This window comes from Vibrio ponticus (assembly GCF_009938225.1).
In the GTDB taxonomy this organism is placed as follows: Bacteria; Pseudomonadota; Gammaproteobacteria; order Enterobacterales; family Vibrionaceae; genus Vibrio; species Vibrio ponticus.
On record NZ_AP019658.1, the window covers coordinates 625,193 to 644,036 of the forward strand.

The following is an 18,844-nucleotide window of genomic DNA, read 5'->3' on the forward strand; positions in this document are numbered from 1 at the left end:
AGAAATAAACCAAAGTTAGCTTAGGGATGGTTATTATGAACGAGCAAACTGTTTCAGTACCAGGAACGATTCATGAAGTGGTGGGAACTCCTATTGTGGTGCGACCTGGGGAAGCAGCAGTTGGAGCAACTAAAGGATTTGAGCTAAAGCCCAATGATTTGTTGTTTACCCCTGCGGGTAGTGAGCTAGTGGTAGCGATTAATAATGAGCTATTTTTGGTTGATGAGAACTGTGTTGGTTGTATTAATATTGCCGCTAATCAACAACCGCAACTGAGCATTGCTAATCTCAATGGTGAGCTAGTGACTATTGATGAGCCAACAGATGCGGTGCTTGATGTTAATGCGATTCAAGAGGCTATTTTGGCGGGAGAAGACCCGACTGAGATACTTGAATCTACCGAGGCGGGTGGGACGCCGGACGGTTCTGCGATCAGTACATCATCAACCATACCACTAAATTTGGCTCAAACCATCGCTGCGACGAAGTTTGAAACTGCTGGGTTTGATAATCAGCGTGAGCAGTTTGAGTATGAAGACGGTAATGATGTCGTTGCTGCTGAAGGTGGTTTGATCATTAATACCACGGTAACAGAAGGCAATTTGTCGGATGGGACTTATCCACAGCAGACGCTCACGCAAGCGACAGTAACGGCTGGTACTCTCAGCCTAGACCCAAGCTCTTTTGTTCCAGTAACCAGTAGCTTAAGTGCGTTACTCAACGAGCTAAATTCAGAGATCACGTCATCGGGGCAGCCGGTTGATTTTATCTATGATCCAACGACCAACGCCATTATTGGCTCTCAAGGTGAAGAAAAGGTACTGACCATAGATATTGATGCCCTGCAAAGTGGCAAAGATATTCTATTGCGCCTGACAACCACATTAGAAAAACCGATTGACCATGATGTCGAAAACGGCAGTCAAGGTTTAGTCCAATTTAGTGATAATTTATTGCAAGTCAGTTTGACCTTAACTGGCGCAGATACCAATGGCAATCCTCTTAAGCAGCCGCTATCCATTACAGTGTCGGTAGAGGATGGTGATGAGCAATCAGCGGTAGAGGTGGATGAAAGCTATACCGAAGCGGTAACGCTAAGTGAAGACAACCCTTATCAGACATCGGGCACTGTGTTTGAGCTTGGTGCCGATGAGCTGGAAGTGGTTCGATTTGATGCCAATGCTATTGATCAATTCGTTGGTGTGTTGTCAGACAATCAGGAGACAGAAGCGACGCTTACCGAAGATGGTAAAACGCTAACCTTAACGATTAAAGATGCACCAGAGGCGGTCATATTAGCCATTGTTTTGTCAGAGGATGGCACTTATTCGATTACTCAGAATCTGCCGTTAGAGCAAAATAATGATCAGGATGCGCTCAATTTCGCCATTCCAGTGACATCGATTGATTATGATGGTGACGTTGTCACTAATGTAATTAACTATCAAGTGATAGATGGTGCTGCACCGACGGTTGAATTGCCTAATTCAATCGAACCCGTTTTAGAAAGCCAGTTGGATAGCGGTAGTCCCGTGTTGTCTCAAGGTATGCTGGGTTATCAAGGTAGCGACGCTGTGCAACATTTTGAAATCGATGTTGAGGCGTTTAATAGCCAGTACCAAGGGTTGCTTCAAAGTGGTGAGCTAGATATTACCTTGGTCGACACGACACAAGATGACGGCTCGTTTATCCATTCATACGCAGGTAAAGATGAAGATGGTGGCACTGTCTTTACGATAACCCTACAACCGGATGGCAGTTACACATTTGAATTGCTAAAACCATTAGATCACAGTGGTCCAAATGACCCTAGCAGCGCTGACAATAATCTATACCATCTCGATTTTCCTATCTATGCTGTTGATAGCGATGACGATAAATCAGACTCAGATAGCGCACTTGATGGTGCCCAAGCAACAACGCTAACTATTGCGGTGGTGGATGACGTGTCGACACTTAAGGAGTCGATACTGTTTGACCAAGTTGTTGAGCCTACCATTGGTGTTGATGGTATCGTCACGGCTACACAAAATATCTTCAGTGATGTGAGTCAAGATGGCGACCAGGTGACTCATTTTGTCTATGGTAACCAGAATTATAATCTCGATGACTACACACCAAATGCTCAAGGTGTATATGCAGTTGCACTTAATCCTGTCGGTGATGATGATACCGGAATAGGGACTGTTTACATTACTCGAGATGGCGATATTTCGTTTCAACCTAACTCAGATATTCTGCATACTGATGACACCTCAATTAATGACATTCTTACCGCTAACCTCGAAGTGTTTACCAAAGACGGCGATGATGACGTTGATTCGGTTGATGTAACGCTCAAGATTAAAGATGGTGACAACATCAGTTTTGTCGGTGAGCTTGAGTTGAGCTTTACTGAAACGCAAAACCCTCAGACTTTCACCCTAGACAATGACGGACACCCGCTTGATATTGGCGTGCAAGTTGGCAGCGACAACATCGTCAGTTTGGATTTTGTTAGTGATGAAAATAGTGGCTCAGTACTAAATTCTATTACGGTCGATGAAGCGCCGACTTATGTACATATTATTGATGATGGACAGAGTATTGTCGTCTCACTTGCTAGTGATCCCAATGACCAAACTGGCTATGTACTGCAAGCCACGTTGAGCGAAGATGCGCAGGGTGTTCGAAGTGGTGAATATACCGTCATACAACATCAAGCGTTTGATCAAGTGGATGATGTGTTAACCATAGAGTTTCCATTCGCAGCGGAAGATAGTGACGGAGACATAACTCGCGACACGATTGATGTCACCGTCAATGATGGCGCAGACATAACGGTTTGCAATCCCGATTGTTTTGTCAAACTTCGCGAAACCAAACGACTCGATGGTAGCGAAGAGAATGCGATCACTCGCTATGCTTCGGTAGAGTTAAAACAGGGCTCTGACGAAATCGACACCGTTGTATGGCAAGTTTCGCCTGAAATGGAAGCGGCACTGGCAGCGCTCACCACACAAGGACAGGACACGCAATATCAGATCACCGATGGATTGATCCGTGTATTTATTCAAGATGAGCATGGCAATCAGCAAGACGTGATTACCTTTGAATTACAAGGTGATAAAAGCGGTGATTACACCGTGACGCAATACTTGCCAATCGACAACGACATGAGTGACAACAAAGACTCCTTTGAGTTCTCGATTGTAGCCACCGATGCTGATGGCGATTCAGTGGTTGCCGACATCGAGGTGATCTTAAAAGATGGTGCCAATACCAAGTTATCAGATAGTGCGCTTAGCTACACCGAGAAGGAACATAAGTTTGGTGATGCCAAGAATGGCAGCGTTAAGTTAAAAGCAGGTTCTGATGGCGTTTCTGAGATTAGTGTCGCGTTGGATAATCTTGCCGATGTAGAGCAGTGGACAAGTCAAGGGCAAGCCCTGTCAGTGATACAAGATGGCAATGATTTTACTTTAGTTTATGAGAGTGACCCATCGACCGCAGTGCTTGAGTTTATTTTTAATAACAATACTGGCGCTTATCAAGTTATTCAGCATCTACCGATAGACCAAGATGGCTCAAATCAGAGTGAACTTAATTTTACGGTAACGGCGAGTTCAACGGACGATGCTGACACACAAGCGTCAATCGATATCACGATTAAAGATGGTGTGGAAACATCATTGAAAAACCGCACGGTGACGCTAAAAGAGCAAGACGATAGCGACAATCAATTTATTAAAGGTGAAGTAAGCGGAGATGTGAATTTGAAACCCGGCGTTGATGGGGTTTCTGCACTGGTGTTGGGCTTAAGCGCAGCGCAAGTGAATGATATTGAGGCAAATTGGAGTAGCCAAGGCAATGAGCTCTCGGTTGTGGTCGACTATGCCAACAACATCTACACACTAGTATACAAAGATGATCCGGACAACCATGTGCTTCAAGTTTCACTCGATGGTGAGGGTAATTACCATGTCGAGCAGTTACTGCCTATCGACCAAGAGGGTGCGACTAGCACGTTAACCTTCTCTATCACCGCTTCTTCAACGGATGATGCGGATATCAGTAAAACCCTCACGGTTAATATCAAAGATGGGGTGGATACTTCTCTGAAAAACGATGAGGTGACCTTGCATGAAATGGTGGACAACCAAGGCGACTTTGCGCCAGCGACTGTTCATGGTGATGTGCAGCTGAACCCAGGACCGGATGGCGCCGAAACGAGTATCGAGTTAGTCAATCTTGATCAAGTCGAAAACTGGACCAGTAATGGTCAGCCGACCACGGTGACGACCACAGACAGTTCGATCACCCTATGGAACAGTGATGATGAGAAGGTTCTGGAGTTAATTTATTACCCTGAAGAGGTGGGCAATAACGCGGCTGGCACCTATCAGGTTACCCAATATGCGGCGATTGATCAGTTGACCAACAACGTCAATAAGTTATTGGTGGATGTTACAGCAACATCGACAGACGATGATTCATTGACCAAACAGATCACCGTTAAGATTAAAGATGGTGTTACGCCTTCAATAGAGGTGAACGGTGATGCGGAGTTAACTGAAACCACGGATATGTCTGATGTGACACCGGCTATGCAAACTTTTGCTGGCTTGCTAGGTATTGAAAGCGGTACGGATGCATTAACGACTGTCTTTTTCCAATTAGCTAACGACAGCGCATTTAAACTGAATGATTTGACCAGTGAAAATCGCCCGCTTGAAGTGAAAAGTGATGATGGCTCTTATTCTCTGTTTATCAAAGGCAGTGATGAAGCAGTACTCAATATCTCGTTGGATAAGCAAAGCGGTGACGTAACGGTTAAGCAATACCTGCCGCTTGACAACCCAGCCGACGATAATATCGTCTTGACGATCAAAGCCACAGCCAGTGATACCGACCTTGATACTGGCAGCAATAGCTTTAAGCTGACTTTGGTTGATGGGCAAGATCCGGCAATAGACCCAATTACGTCGTTAGACGCTTATGAAAAAGGTATCGATGAGCAAAATGACAACAGTGAGTTTGCCTCAACTAAGCTCACCTTTGCTGATAGCTCCGACAATATTGAGACCATTGAATTCCAAGAGCAGGGCATTGTGGTTACCGACCAAAATGATGCGGCAGTGGTGCTGAAGTCTGACGGACAAGTGGTGCAATTTGAGCAGAGTGATAACGGGCTCATCGGCTTTATCGGCAGCGGTAACAGTAAACAGACCGTGTTAGAGGTTACCGTTAACTCAGATTATGGCAGTGATGATTTTGGTCTAGTTGAGTTCACTCTGCATCAACCCGTAGAACATCCCGGTACGGGGATAGATAGTCTAAAACTTACATTGCCTGTCGTTGCGACGGATTTTGATGGTGACCCAAGCCCAACCGCCTATCTAGCCGTAAACCTGATTGATGACGTGTCAACGCTCAAACCAACCTTGGTGTTTGACCAAATTGTTGAGCCAAATGTTGGGTCGCAAGGGTTAGAAACTGGCGTGCAAAATATCTTTGCTGATGTAAGTAAAGATGGCGATCAGGTCACCAATATTAAGTACGCAGATGTCAGCTATAACCTAGATGATTATACGCCAAATGGTGATGGCGTTTATGCGATTGAGCTCGATCCGGTAGGTAGTGATGATAGCGGTATTGGGACGGTGTATATTACTCGCGATGGTGATATCTCCTTCAAGCCAAACTCAGACATATTGCATACAGATGCCACTGCCACGAACGATATTCTAACCGCTAAGCTTGAGGTATTTACCCAAGATGGCGACGGCGATCCAGACTCTATCGATGTAACTCTCAAGATTAAAGATGGTGACAATATCAGTGTTATGGGTGATCTCACTCTGAGCTTTACCGAGACCCAGAACGCACAAACCTTTACCAAGGATGGCAATGGTCAACCGTTAGATGTTGGCTTACAAGTGGGCAGTGACAACATTGCTAGCTTGAGTTTTGTGAGTGACTCAAATCCCAATTCGGTCCTCAATAGCATCACAGTTGATGAAGCGGCAACCTTTGTTCATGTGATTGATAATGGACAGAGCATCGTGGTGTCACTGAGCAAGAACCCGAGTGATGCTGCAAGTTATGTACTGCAAGCGACATTCAGTGAAGATGCACAAGGGGAACGCACTGGTGCTTATAAAGTGATTCAGCATCAAGCGTTTGACCAAACATCTGACGTATTAACGCTCAGCTTACCGTTTGAAGCCAAAGACAGTGATGGTGATATCACCGCAGAGACCATTGATATCACCGTCCATGACGGCGCAGATATCAGTGTTGGCAAGCCAAACTCGACCCTTTCACTGACGGAAACATTGCTTCTAGATGGTAGCCAAGATAATGCGATTGTTAAGCATTCGACCGTTAAATTTATTCAAGGTTCGGATGAGATTGATACGGTTGCGTGGCAATTATCGACAGAGGCAAAGGCTGCGTTTGAAGTGATTAAGACTCAAGGTCAAGATACTGACTACCAAGTCGACGATGGTGTGATTCGGGTGTGGTTTACAGATGGTAATGGTGTCAAGCACGACGTAATGACCTTGGTATTGGATGACGATAACAGCGGTGGCTACACCGTGACGCAGTATTTACCGATTGACAACGATATTAGCGATAACAATGATTTATTTGAGCTCTCCATCGTTGCCACCGATGCAGATGGTGACCCTACGGTTGCTGATATTGAGGTTAGATTCAATGACGGCGTAGAAACAAAACTTTCAACTAGTGCAATCACTTACACTGAAAAAGAGGGCCAGTTTGGTAATGCCAAGAATGGCAGCGTTCAGTTGAAAGCAGGTTCTGATGGCGTTTCTGAAGTATCAGTAACGCTAGATAACGAAGCTGAAGTCATGGATTGGACGAGCCAAGATCAAGCTTTGGATATTGTTAAGTCAGGTAACGATTACACGCTGGTGTATGAAAGCGATCCGGATAACAAAGTGCTGGAGTTCATCTTTGATAGTACGACGGGCAATTACCAAGTTATTCAACATAAGCCTATTGATCAAGATGTGAGTAATCTCAGCAAACTAGAGTTCACCGTGACTGCTACATCAACTGATGATGCCAATGTACAAGCGAGCATTGATGTCACGATTAAGGATGGGGTGGAAACCCGTCTAAGTAATAGCACAATTCAATATACTGAGAAGCAAACGGGTATCGATCCTGATGTCTCTTACGGTTTTAAAACGGGTAGCGTCAACATCAAAGCGGGTGTTGATGGTGTCAGTGAAGTTGAAGTTAGCATTGATGATAGCGACGCTTTATCCAGTTGGACTAGCCAAGGTAAACCTCTTGAACTGCTCGAAAATGGTAATGACTTCAAGCTTGTTTATGCAGACGATCTGAATCAGACAGTCATTGAGTTTAACTTTGACGACGAAACGGGTGACTATTCAGTCGAGCAGTTCTTACCTATCGATCAAATCGGCGCTGAGCAGAGCGTGATTAACTTAACTGTTGGTGCTTTCTCTACCGATGATGAAAAATCCACTGCGACGATTGCTATCACCATTAAAGATGGGGCGGAGACATCGCTGAAAAACCGTACAGTGACCTTGACAGAAAAAGATGATGGCGATAACCAATTCATCAAAGGTGAAGTGAGCGGTGATGTAAATCTCAAGCCGGGTGTTGACGGAGTTTCGGCAGTCGCCTTAACGCTTAGCCAAGCTCAAATCAACGATATCAATGCGAATTGGACTAGCCAAGGTAAGGCTCTTGCGGTTGTAGAGGACCTTGATAGCAATACTTACAGCGTGGTCTACAAAAATGACCCAACCGCGCAAGTCTTGAAAGTAGTGCTTGATGATGAAGGTAATTATAAGGTTGAGCAGTCACTGCCAATTGATCAACAAGGCAGCACTAGTAGCTTAGTGTTTGACGTCACTGTTTCATCAACTGACGACGCTAACATCAGCAAAACTTTGACGGTGAATATCAAAGACGGGGTAGACACATCACTGAAAAATGACCAAGTGACACTTAAAGAGAGTGTCGATGGTGATGGGGAGTTTGCTACTAAGTCTGTTAGTGGCGACGTCAAACTGAACCCGGGTCCTGATGGCGCCGAGTCGAGTATTTCGCTCAACAATCAAGATGATGTCTCAAAATGGACTAGCAATGGTAATCCGCTCAAGCTGGTGGCAACCGACGACACCATTACTTTGCTCGACGAAGACAATAACAAGGTATTGGAGCTAATTTATTACCCAGAAGCGGTCGGTAATAAAGTCGCTGGCAGCTATGATGTGGTTCAGTATGCTGCGATAGATCAATCAAACAATAATGTGAGTACGATGTTGGTCGATGTAACCGCAACCTCCACAGATGATAATCCACTCACTAAGCAAATTACCGTCAATATTAAAGATGGTGTGACACCATCGATTGACATCAATGGCAGTGCAAGCCTAACTGAAACCACTGACATGGATGTGGCGACGCCAGCTAAGAAGACTTTCACGCAATTGCTGGATATTCACAGTGGCACGGATGATATCGATACTGTGTTGTTTGCTCTAGCCGATAATAGTCCATTGAAATTAGACGACCTCACCAGTGAAGGGCGTGAGCTTGAAGTGAAAAGTGAAGATGGATCTTATTCACTGTTTATTAAGGGGAGCACAACGGAAGTGCTCAACATTACGTTGGATAAACAAAGCGGTGATGTCACTGTTGAACAGTATCGCCCACTGGATAATCCGTTAGATAATCATATTGAATTGAAGATCGTCGCGACCGCTAAAGATACCGATGGCGACTCTGGAAGCAACAGCTTTAATCTCACCTTGGTGGATGGACAAGATCCACAAATAAAACCAGATTCAAGCGTAGACGTTTATGAGAAAGGGCTGGGTGAAAGCGATGACCACACCGAATCAAACTCAGTCAGCGTCGAGTTTGAGGCAAGCTCAGATAATATCAAAACCATCGAAATTAAACCGACGGGTATCATCATTACCGATCAAAATGATGCGCCAGTCACTCTAACCGCTGATAAACAAGCTGTGCAGTTTGAGCAGACCAGTAACGGTTTAATTGGTTTTATCGGTAGCGGTGATAGCAAGGAAACGGTGTTTGAAGCCACAGTTAATTCCGACTATACCAGTAATGATTTCGGCAAAGTGACGTTCACCTTACTTAAAGAGGTCGACCATCCAAATGCTGGCACAGATGCGCTGGTACTCAAACTGCCAATTATGGCAACAGACTTTGATGGCGACACAAGCCAGACAGGGGCTCAGCAAGCCTATGTTACTGTCAATCTGATTGATGATGTTTCTACTCTTAACGCGTCGATTCTATTCGATGACATTAATGAACCCACACTAGGCACTCAGGGCAGCACAACCGAGGTGAAAAACATCTTTGCTGATGTGAGTAAAGACGGCGATCAAGTGACTCATATCGTTTACGACAATAAGAGTTATGACTTGGATGACTACACGCCAGATGGTCAGGGTGTGTATGCAATTGCACTTGACGCCAAAGGTGCGGATGACAACGGTATCGGCACAGTGTACATCACTCGAGATGGCGATATCTCATTTAAGCCAAACTCCGATATTTTGCACACCGATGCGACTTCAGCAATGGATGTTCTCACTGCCAAGCTAGAAGTACACACCAAAGATGGTGACAACGATGTCGATTCCGTTGATGTGACCTTGAAAATCAAAGACGGCACGGATATTGGTTTTGCAGGTAAACTTGATGTTGCATGGACTGAAGTTAGTGCAATTAAGACCATTACTACCGATAGTGAGGGTGAAACACTTAACGTCAGTTTAACCAGTGGTAGTGACCATCTGGCGAGTCTCAAATTTGTCGCAGACAGCGACACTAATTCTGTACTGAATAATATCACTGTCGATGAAGCAGAGACTTTTGTCCATATTATCAATGGTGGCGATAGTATTGTCGTCTCTACCAACCAAAACCAGCCACTCAATGTTGCTGACTACATTTTGCAAGCGACGCTGAGCAAAGATACGCAAGGCAATGCCAACGGTGAGTACAGCATCACTCAATATAAACCGTTTGACCAAGCTCAGTCACCGATAGATGCTGCCGTTATACTGTTGCCACTAGTCGCAACAGATACTGATGGCGATCCAACCCCGGCAGAAATCAAGCTGACGGTTACAGATGGTCAAGATATCACTGTGGGTAACAGTACATCGTCAGTGCAACTTAATGAGACATTAACGCTTGATGGAACGGAAGAGAATGCGATCAGTCAACATGATAGCGTAAGTTTTGTCGCTGGCGTTGATGGTATTGACTCGGTTAAATGGCAAGATGATGCGGCGTTGCGAACTCTGTTGGATGGTATTACGACACAAGGCAAAGAGACCAAGTACAGCGTGAGCGATGATACGTTACGCGTGTATCTAGAAGATGGTGCTCAGGGACAAGATGTAATCACCTTTGTGCTAGATAGTGGCATCGGTGGTGGCTACACAGTCAAGCAGTACCTACCTATTGATAACGCCAACGATGACACGACCAATATCGACATACTTAATTTGGCAATTGTAGCGACGGATAAAGATGGTGACGATACGGTAGCTCCAATTAAAGTGAATCTCAAAGATGGCGTGAACACCACAATGAGTGACGCGTCTGAAGAGTGGACAGAAACCGATACTATTGCTGATGAGTTTGTCGTGGTAACTGAAAATGGCAACGTCAATCTTGCCCTAGGTTCTGATGGCGTGGAAACGCTTAAGGTGAATCTGACCACTGCGGATATAAACGCGATTGAGACTAATTGGACTAGCCAAGGCAAAGCGCTAGCGGTTGATTTTGATTCTGGTACCAACACGTACACCTTGGTTTATAAAGATAATCCTGCGACAGTAGTGCTGGAGTTCAAGCTAGATAGCAATGGCAGTTATGAAGTGAAACAATCACTTCCGTTAGATCAAGCAGGCGAGAAGAGCACCATAGTATTTAATATTATTGCCTCTTCAACCGATGATGCTGACGTGACGGCTAAAGTGACGTTAAACATCAAGGATGGCGTTGATACCACCATTCAAGATAGTACTGAAGCGCTAACTGAAACATTAGATGGTGATGGTAACTTTACCAGTTCAACCGTCAGTGGTGATACCCAACTAGACCCAGGTCCTGATGGTCACCAAACCACCATATCTCTTAAAAACTACGATGAAGTGCATGGTACCGCAGCCAATCAATTTAAAGGTTGGAGCAGTAATGGCAACGATATTGAAGTGACGGAAACGGATACAACGGTCACTTTGACGGACAAAGTCACCGGCGAGAAAGTGCTGGAGTTAACCTACTACCCAGAGGATGTGGGTGTATTTGGCGATGCCAATTTTAAAGCGGCGGGTACTTATGATGTGACTCAGTTTAGAGCCATAGACCAACCAGAAGATAATATTAGCCAGTTGCAAGTGACGGTTACCAGCCGTTCAACCGATGATACGCCGAAAACGGCGCAAATAACCATCAACATTACTGATGGTACTACCCCTACTATTATCGCAAATAACGATGCAAGTTTGACCGAAACGGTCGATATGGCTGCCAACACGCCAGCTAATGATTCCTTCACACAAATGTTGGATATTGATAGCGGCACTGATGCTGTTGATACCGTGATATTTGATTTAGCGGATAGCAGTGTTTATCAGCTTGCGGATTTAACCAGTAGTGGTCAAGAGTTAGTGGTACAAAGCCAAGATAGCTCTTACTCGCTGTTTATTAAAGGTACGACAACCGAGGTGCTCAACATCGCAGTGAATAAGGCGAATGGTGATGTAACGGTTGAGCAATATCAGCCACTGGATAACCCGTTAAGCAACGATATTGTGCTGACGCTTAACGCAACAGTGACAGATACTGATGGCGACAGTGCCTCAGACTCGTTTGATTTGACCCTAACTGATGGCATGGATCCGCGTATTGAAGGCATTGGTTCGATTAAAGTCAACGAGTATGGGATTGGTCACGGTAATCGAGGCGAATTTGGTTCAGCGACGATTACACTTGAACCAAGCTCAGACAATATTGAAAAATTTGAGATAGATACCACTGCGATTAGCGTGGCGGATAAAGATGGTAACCCAGTCAGCCCGTTAACGTCGGGCAACAAGTTAGTGCAATATGAGGAGATCAGTGGCGGATACCGTGGCTTTATTGAAAATGGCAACAAGAAGCTAACGGTATTTGAAGTGAAGATTAATTCTGATTACACCTCAGATGATCTTGGCAAGGTAGATTTCAAATTAGTGCGTGGAATAGATCATCCAGATGCAGGTACCGATTCGCTATTTTTAACGCTGCCTGTCATTGCATCTGACTTTGATGGTGATAGTAGTCCAGCGCAAGGTCTTAATGTCGAAATCAAAGACTACTTCTCCGATGCCAAAAATGTCACCATCAATTTAGTTGAAGGTAGCTCAACTTCGAATAACGGTTATACCGTTGTGAATTATAAGCAGGGCGACCGCTTAGATAACCTAGAAATCGAAGTTCCTGTTGACCAGCAAGGTAAATTTGCTTTCGGTGATATTGACAATCCAAGCAGTAAGTTTGATTTGGACACACTCGGTACTGGCAATGGTATTGCGGTATTAGCCAAAAACTCCAATGACCAATGGGCGGAAGTCGGTACGATAACTCTCATCACCAAGGGCAGTAATGTCCGAGTTAAATTTAGCGCGGCAGATAGCGTCGATCACCTTGATGGTCCGCTTAGCACCACATTTACGATGACGGCGATTGATAACGATGGTGATCAAGACAGTTCGAACCTGAACCTAACTATTCGAGATAAAGAGTCGAAGCTTGTCATCGACCCTGTTCGCGGTGATGAAGATACCGATATTGCTGTGACAATTGAAATAGACTTACATGATGCCGATGGCGAAGAGATTCAATCGCTGCTACTTGGCAATCCAGCAGGGGGCAGTTTTTACTACATTGATCCTAATGGTGGCGCGAAAATAGAAGTAAGTGGCAGGTTATCAAAAGATAAACTGGATGTTTCGGGAACCGATGTTCTTTCTATTAATAACATTTTCTACCAACCAGATGATCATTATTCAACTGATGCAAATGGCTTTGAAGTCAATGCTCAAGTTAAAGTTGAACGAGAGGGGCACCCAGTCGAAACGCGCAATGGCAGAATTGGCATTGTGGTGGACGGTATTGCCGATAAACCAGAGTTTTCTGACTCCTCTATTGCAGAAGCAAGCGGTGATGAAGACAGTTTAATCAAACTCGACTTTGCCTTTGAGACTGATGACCAGTCTGACGCCAGCGCAGAAACTATCACTTACGAGCTTACGTTTAACGATGCTAACGCAGTGGCAGAACATCAATTGGTTAAAGCGAATGGTTCAGTAATTACCCCTGATAATGATGGTGTGTACCACTTTACCAGTGCAGAAATTGGTAACGTGTATTTGGCAGCAAAAGGTGATTTCAGTGGTTCAGTGTTGGTGGATGTTAAAGCCACTTCCCATGAACCGTTTACCGATAGCACCAACTCTAGTGAAACCACGCTGACAGTCGATGTCGCACCAATTGTTGACGATATTACTTATCAAGTTGAGCGTGTGCGCGTAAATGAAGATACGGAGTTTAAGCTTAAAGATCATATCCAAGTGAATGATCTAAAAGACAGTGATGGCTCAGAAAATCGTTTTGTTTACATCAAAGATTTACCTAACGGCACCATTATTACTCATTTTAATGCTGATGGTGACAACGCGGTTATTCTAAATGGGGAAGCGTACTTGATAGTTGATCCTGATGATTACGCAACTGCCACTCTCATTGTATTGGATGATCCAGCGGACAAGAGTATCGATGCTGACGTTGACCTGATTGTCGATTACGCGCTGATTCAATCTGGTACAACCGGCATCATTCCTCCTAAAGACAGCAATGCTGACTTTGACTTTAAAGTTGAAGTTAAAGTGGTCGACACTGCAACTTACGCAGATGGTGAAGTGGTGTATGACAGCCAATCCATGGGCAATGATCAAACCATCGCGGTTGATATCAAAGGTATTGCTGACGCACCAATGATGGATGCTGATAACAACGACGTGTGGCAAGTTGTTACTGACAATCAAGGGGCGATCAGCGGTATTAAAACCACCACACCGATTGACGAAAACAGTTCCATCATGCTCGACTTCTCCGTGTTTAGTGGTGAGACTGGTTACGACAAATCTGGTCCTGATGGTTCAGAAACGGTTACGGTCGTGCTTTATGCGGAGAGTGGCAATCTAGCTGAGTACAAAATAGAAGACACCGATGGTAATGAAATCAGCTTGACCTACACCGGAATGAAAAACGGTCAAGCGCAATATGAGGCGGATATCGGTCAAGCTGATATTAAGATCACGCCGAAAACGAACAATACCGAAGATATTCAACTTAAAGCTAAAATTATTGTCACCGAAAATGACGGTAATGAGTTGGTTACGGAAAAAGATATCTTTATTGAAGTTAATCCAGTTATTTCAGGCTTTAATGATAACTTTATTGTCAATAGTAACGATAACAACTACACGCCACTCGAAGATCAGGTCAATAACGTTAAGTGGTATCCGGGCAAACTCACTGATCGCGAATCTGGCGGTGACCATGAGTTTGTTAGCAAATTAGTTATTTCCGGTAATGAGGCAGAGAGTAACGCTGAACTTAGCGACATTGCGCTTACTATTGAGGCGAACAGTGCCATAGCGCAAGTCTTAATTGATGGTGTTGCAACAGGTCTAGATGCAGGTAAGTACCGCTTTGATGCCACAAATGAAGTGACGATTATCGCCGCTGATGGTGCAGAACTGACAGCGGGTAATGTAGAAATTTCTGCATTGGTCACTCCAGAAGATTCGAGTGCAGACTTTGTGCTAGATAGCACGGTTTCTGTCACAGAAGTTGATGTGGATTCTAATTCAGGCTTTAGTAAAACCGTCGATTATAGCGGTAAACTTAATATCGATATCCAGCCAGTTGTGGAAGATGACGGTGAGCTGAATATTATTGATGGCGATGATGTAGGTATTGAAGCAACTCAAACCAATACCGCGGGCTCAGTGAGCTTTACCATCAATAAAGAGGCGAAAGGCGGCAGCTTTGCTAACGACAGTAATAACTCCGATTATTCGATTAACTTTATCGACCTTGACGCGGACTCCACTGGCGCACCGAACCCAGAAAATAACCAAGATGAGCGAGTGAGTCATGTCGTTATTGAGTTCGCAGGTGCAAGCCAAAACGTACTCGATCAGCTTTATGTACAAGGTGCGCTCAATAATGGTGACGGTACTTGGACGGTGACCAATGAAGATTCATTTATCGTGTTTGCACCCAATGGTGTCAATGAAACCGTGACCGTCAAGGTACATGCATTAGTGATAGACCGTGGTGAAGATGGCGAAGATAGTATCAATGAAAGCGAAGTCAGTTACGCGGTTAGAGATACTCAGTCGTTCCAAATTACCTTTGATGACCCGGAACCAAGCGGAACGGTCAGCGGAGAGGCGGCTTCTGCCAGCATAGATAACACGCAAGCCATCGAGGGAACAGAAGATACGAAAGTTCGATTGGATGATACCTTGCGCGAGAAGCTTATCTTTAGTGAGTTAGCGAATTTGGATGACAGCTCAACTAACGATCAAATTACCATCGTGTTTGATGTATCCAATATCCATGAGATCAAGCGAGTCACATCCGGTACAGGTGAAGAAAACTTCGTTAACGGCAAGTATGCCTTCACCATTGATGCCGAGGATGTTAACGACGACGGCAGTCTAAAAGAGGGGGCTTTGGGTAATGCCGCCATTACTTTAATTGAAGATTTTGCTGGTGATTTCACTATCCCTATTTCAGTAGTGATTACTGACATGGACAGTGGCGATGAAAATGTGGTTACTCAGCAAGTCAACTTTGAGATTACGCCAGTTGTCGATGGGGTAACTAAAGATAATGGTGTGGTGGTGCAAACTGTTGAGGCTGCGGACTTTACCGCAGGTGAGGAGTCGCCAAGCTCAATTCAAGCCAACACCGCGTATGAAGATAGCCAAGTAACTCTCAATCTGAACCGATTTAGCTTTAAAGATGAAGACACCGACTTATCGCAAGGCGTCGAATCGTTTGCCGCTATAGAGATCAGTTCAACTGTTGGTGCTGTCACCGCTGGTACAGTGTATAGCGGTGTCGAGGAAAAAGAGGATGGCACCCTTAGTATCACAGCGGCGCAATTACCAAATGGGGTCACGGTCGAGCAAGTGCTTGCTGAAGTGGTGTTCACGCCGAGCAAAGACTTTTCCGGCAAGGTAACGATTACTCTCGATGGCACCATCATTGATCAAACCGACAATGTTGGTTCGGTTACAGCACCGTTTAAACAAACATTTGATATCGACGTTAAATCGATAGTGGATGGTGTCACGACGCAATCGTTGGGCGACAAGGTGATTGATGGCAGTGAAGATACGCCAATGTCATTGTCAGTACTTGATTTCACCCTTGATGATAGTGATGGTTCAGAAGAGTTTGTATCGTTTAAATTGACGGATGTACCACAAGACTTCTTAGTTTCTTCCACTTCCGGTGATTTTGCAGTCAGCAATAATGGTAGTGGTGTATGGAGCATTAAAATTGCACAACCGGTCGGTGAAACGGTCGATTTGAGCGATATTCAAATTACGCCAGCAGAGAACTTTAGTGGCAGTGCCAATATTGGTTACGTGGTTTACACCCAAGAAGAAGCAGACAAACAGCCGAAACAGCAGGGTGGACGTATCACGCTTAATATTGCCCCAGAGGGCGACGAAATTGATACGCGAATTGATCAACATGCAACCGGCGCGGAACATAGTGGGGCAGATAGCGGGCTAGTGGATATTAAGATTGATGCTCGTATTTTGGATAAAGCTGATTCGATAAGCGCAGGGGCTCATAGCGAAAATAGTCCAGAAACGGTTTACATTAAGGTTGAAAACATCCCAGATGGAGTGTCGATTTTACTGCCTGAATATACCAAAGGTGCTGACCTAGCCAGCGGTGATTATATCGCCTATCAAGAGCTGGATAATGGCGTGTATACCGGTAATTGGATTGTAGAAACCAACTTGCAGCAGGTAGAAAACATCCAGTTAGACTTAACGGGTACCGATTACAATAGTGATTCTTGGCGTGGTGATAACCCGCAAATCACCCTTAAAGTGAGCTCTAACGACAATGGATCACTAGGTCCTGTTGCCGAGCAAATCGTATCTTTGGAAATTACACCTGACAACGATAAACCAGCCGTAGTTGCTCAAACATCATACTCTGTTGATGAAGACGTTCAGCTATCCATTAGCAGCATTCAAATTTCTGATGCGGATGTGATTGATGATCCTGATGCAAACATGACTGTTACTATTAGTCATACTACGGGTAACTTGTCGTTTGGTACCGAGTCGATTCAGTATGCCAATGACAACAACATTACGATTGGCAGTGATAGCGATGGCAATATCGTGCTCGATGGAACGATTGAGTCGATAAACAAACTACTTAGTGGCAGCGAGGTTACAACGGATAAAGGTCTGCTGTTTATTGGCGATGAAAATAGCCACGTTGATTCGCAGATCCAAGTGCAAGTAACTGATAACGGGAATAATGGCGATGTTAATGGTGACGGTACTATCGACATTAACGATGCATTAACCAGCGACCAGATCACCGTCGATGTTAAGGTGAATCCAATCAGTGATAAACCGACATTAGAGGCTGAGCGCAATCGCTACTTAGTGGCAGTCAATGATGCGCAACTGGCAGTGATACCATTGTTAGGCTTAATTCCGGCGTTAGCGGTGGCAGATGAGAGCCTATCTGTGCAGTTTGATAATGTACCTGCTGGCACCACTATTAAAGTGGGCGGCGTTACGGCAACGCTCAATGGTGATGGTCTGTTCCAAGCCGATGTTCCGCAAGGTGGTGATACGGATATCACCATTGAGGTGCCAGCTGGAATTACCGTTTCAGATACGGCTATCGAAATCAGAGCGGTCTCTACTGATGGTGATGCAGATCCTGCCTTGTCCGACCCGGTCACTATTAACGTCACAGCTGATTCTAGCCAATCAATTTTGGGTACGGTAGGGAACGACTACTTATTTAATCTTGATGATAGCGATGGAATCACTTTATCTGGCGGTGCTGGGGACGACATTATCATTGGCAGCGACGGGGCTGATATCCTCGAAGGTGGCGCGGGAGATGATCAAATCCTCGCAGGTGATGGCGACGATATAGTCCAAGGCGGTTTAGGGAGTGATATTCTGACCGGTGGTGGCGGGCAAGATATCTTTGTCTGGACAGCTGCAGATATTGATTTGACTAATCCACAAGTAGATAAAATTACCGACTTCAACGCGGATAAGTCCCTTGGGGCTGAGAAAGATATGATAGATCTATCTGAGGTATTCGAGAGTGATGATTCGATGGAAGATATTCTTAGTCGTCTAACTGCGGAGAAAGATGGCGATAAGATCAATATCGAAATTCTCGCCCAAGAGGGTGGAGAGACTGTGCAAACCATCGTTTTGGAAAACCAAGCGGGCTATACACTCGATGGAGGCAGTGCAAGTCTAATGGATGATTTGATTAATAATGAGTTTATTAAACTAACCAATCCAGATTAGTTTGATACATCTATTTCATACAAGCCCTATCAAAAACGATAGGGCTTTTTCTTTTAAGTAAGCAAAATAATCTCAGTATTGGTACTAAGTATTGTATTTGAGATGTTTTTAGGTTGTTGCAAGATAATAATGAAGACATTTCAATG

At 44.6% G+C, this 18,844-nt stretch carries 1 protein-coding gene; it reads left to right on the plus strand.

Annotated features, from left to right (window positions below):
* Positions 1 to 35: 35 nt before the first annotated feature.
* Positions 36 to 18,698, plus strand: coding sequence for a retention module-containing protein (locus GZN30_RS17250; RefSeq protein WP_075648945.1), 18,663 nt, complete (start codon positions 36 to 38; stop codon positions 18,696 to 18,698).
* Positions 18,699 to 18,844: the final 146 nt, after the last annotated feature.